At 45.7% G+C, this 2,749-nt stretch carries 3 protein-coding genes and 1 riboswitch; all 3 genes read left to right on the forward strand.

Translation table 11 applies throughout. The annotated features are described in order from the left end of the window. The first annotated feature begins 437 nt into the window (after window positions 1-437). Window positions 438-584, forward strand: a riboswitch (cobalamin riboswitch). Window positions 585-645: 61 nt separating this feature from the next. Genes WBA89_RS30310 through cbiQ form a run of 3 tightly spaced genes read left to right on the forward strand, consistent with a single transcriptional unit; the run spans window position 646 to window position 2,492 of the window. After that, window positions 646-1,365 (forward strand): energy-coupling factor ABC transporter permease, encoded by a 720-nt coding sequence (locus WBA89_RS30310; protein ID WP_424411382.1) that lies wholly within the window; start codon window positions 646-648, stop codon window positions 1,363-1,365. A 3-nt stretch (window positions 1,366-1,368) separates the two neighbouring features. Next, window positions 1,369-1,701, forward strand: a complete 333-nt coding sequence (locus WBA89_RS30315) for an energy-coupling factor ABC transporter substrate-binding protein (RefSeq protein ID WP_424411380.1) — start codon at window positions 1,369-1,371, stop codon at window positions 1,699-1,701. Further along, on the forward strand, window positions 1,698-2,492 hold the full coding sequence (gene cbiQ, locus WBA89_RS30320) for a cobalt ECF transporter T component CbiQ (protein ID WP_424411381.1): 795 nt from the start codon (window positions 1,698-1,700) through the stop codon (window positions 2,490-2,492). Before WBA89_RS30315 ends, cbiQ begins: the two co-directional genes overlap by 4 nt. Window positions 2,493-2,749: the final 257 nt, after the last annotated feature.

Consider the following 2,749-nt stretch of genomic DNA (forward strand, 5'->3'; position numbering starts at 1 on the left):
CCATGCGTTCTGCCCAAAGTATGAGCAATATTGCTTTTAGCAATCCTGGGATTAATTCTTGCAGTTCGTTATCCACTGGTGTTTCATCTGAGTCTGGTAGTTCGTCGGCTGAGGGCCAGTGCGTCGGAAAGTTGTAATTTAACATGGCGGGTTTCCTCAAAACTCATTAATATTATAGCGTTTAGTTGTTTAGCTGTAATCTTGTATTTTGTAAAGATTTTAACGAACCGCGAAGACGCAAAGGACGCGAAGGAAGAGAGATTAAATTGTGTTCGCTGGCAGTTTTATTGTTTGTCATTACTAGGAACGAAGCAAGCCTAAGTCTTGGCGATTGCTTCGTTCTTTGCAATGACACTTGAAGCTGTCGGACACAATCTAAGCTAGTTAATTTGAAATAATTTTGGTAAAATATTCGGCTGAGAGTTGCGCGATCGACTATACTAAGCTAATCATTCGGTTCTAATGGGGAGCAGCCATTAGAGGAAACGGGGAAAGTTCGGTGCAAGTCCGGCGCTGTCCCGCAACTGTAATGAAAGCCATGTCGCTTTCTGAGTCAGGATGCCCGCCGATGTGTTTGTTTACATTGTCTCATCTGCGAGGTTCAGCGTGAAGGCCAGAAATCGGAAATTAGTCAGCCTGGGATTGATGGCTGGCTTGAGTTGTTATATTGTCCTCGGTTCGGCAACGCCCGCCGCAGCTATGCACATTTCGGAAGGTTTTTTGCCGGTGCAGTGGGCGGCGTTTTGGTGGATGGTGGCGTTACCTTTTTTTGTTTTTGGGTTGCGATCGATCGCCCGCATTACCAAAGAACACCCGGAACTTAAATTACTGTTAGCTTTGGCGGGCGCGTTTACTTTTGTGCTTTCTGCTTTAAAAATTCCCTCGGTAACGGGGAGTTGTTCTCACCCGACGGGTACTGGTTTGGGTGCGATTTTGTTCGGCCCTTCGGTGATGGCTGTACTCGGCGCTTTGGTGCTGCTTTTTCAAGCGATTTTGTTGGCCCACGGCGGCTTGACAACGCTGGGAGCAAATATGTTTTCGATGGCAATTGTGGGGCCGTTTGCTGCATATTTTGTCTATCATTTGCTGATGCGAACTGGCAAGCAGCGGGCGGCAATTTTTTGTGCTGCGGCTTTGGCGGATTTGCTGACTTATGTGGTGACTTCGATTCAATTAGCGTTAGCTTTCCCCGCAGCAAGCGGCGGTTTTGTAGCTTCGTTTCTCAAGTTTGCTAGCATTTTTGCAATTACTCAAGTTCCTCTGGCTATTAGTGAGGGATTGCTGACTTTATTGGTTTGGAATTGGCTGCATTCCTACGGGAAGCAGGAGTTGGAAACTTTGAAGTTATTGAGACAGGAGTCTTAAGTCATGAGTCAGAAAAATACAAGAAATCACCAATCTACTGCGCGAGAAAATTGGATTTTGGTTGGTGCTGTGGTTGCTCTTGCTGTTCTTCCTCTAGTATTTGTCCGAGGTGAATACGGCGGTGCTGATGGGGAAGCCCAAAAGGCAATTACCGAGATTCAACCGGGCTATGAACCTTGGTTCAATCACTTCTTTGAACCTGCTAGCGGCGAAATTGAAAGTTTGCTGTTTGCAACTCAAGCTGCATTGGGGGCTGGCGTAATTGGCTACGCGATCGGGTTATATAAAGGCCGATCGCAATCTCGGCAAAATTCCGATCGCAAAACCTTGGAATGAACCATCAGATTGATAGTCTGGCTTATACAAATAGGTTGCGCGGTTTGCCGCCATCTCACAAACTATCATTTGCGATCGCCCTTTTAATCCTGTCTCTGGTTTCCCATGCAGCGGTGCAGTTGTCGATCGCCCTCTGGTTGACAGTTTGGATCGTCATTTATGCAAGAATTCCAGCAAAACTTTACCTGCGGTTGCTATCATTACCGCTGCTATTTTTGCTGACAAGTTTGCCTGCATTTGTTATTGGTGGAATTCAGTTAAATCAAATCCAAGCAATTCACTCGGATATTTGGCAAGGTTGGGGGATTAGCATCGGGAATTTTTATCTGTATGTGAGTCGCACTGGCTTATACCAAGTGAGTCTGTTATTCCCGCGCACCTTGGGATCGACAAGTTGTATGTATTTCATCCTGTTGACGGTACCATTTACTGAAACATTGCAAATCCTCCGAAAATTGCGCTTTCCGCCGTTGCTGACAGAACTTCTGTTGTTGATGTATCGGTTTATTTTTAGCTTATTGGCGATCGCCGATGAACTTTGGACAGCCCAAAACTCGCGCTGCGGGTACCGCACTTGGAAACTGGGAATGCGTAGTTTAGGGATTTTAATCGGGCAATTGCTGCAGCGAACTTTGGTAAACTACCGTCAAGTTTCATTGAGTTTAGCCTCGCGCGGATTTAATGGAGAACTGCGCGTTTGGCATTCTTCCCCTTACAAACCCTCGCAAAGATATACATTTGAAGCCGTGTTTGGATGTACAGTTTTAACTTTGTTAAATATTGTATTTTAAGAAGAATGGACGATTAAAATCGCGTATATACAAACCAAACCTGCCTCCGCAGGTTGAAGAATCGGCGGTTGAAACCATCTTATTTTCTTCAGTCTGCGGAGGGAGACATTGTTTGACAAGACGCGGTTTCAACCGCCGTCGCATCTTGCACATTGTTTGACAAGACGCGGTTTCAACCGCCCTCTCATATCAAATCCGGTAGCATCGGAATGATTCAGATATATATTCTCTCCCTCTGTGTACTCTGTGTTCTCTGT

It is taken from the genome of Microcoleus sp. (assembly GCF_049646505.1).
In the GTDB taxonomy this organism is placed as follows: domain Bacteria; phylum Cyanobacteriota; class Cyanobacteriia; order Cyanobacteriales; family Microcoleaceae; genus Microcoleus.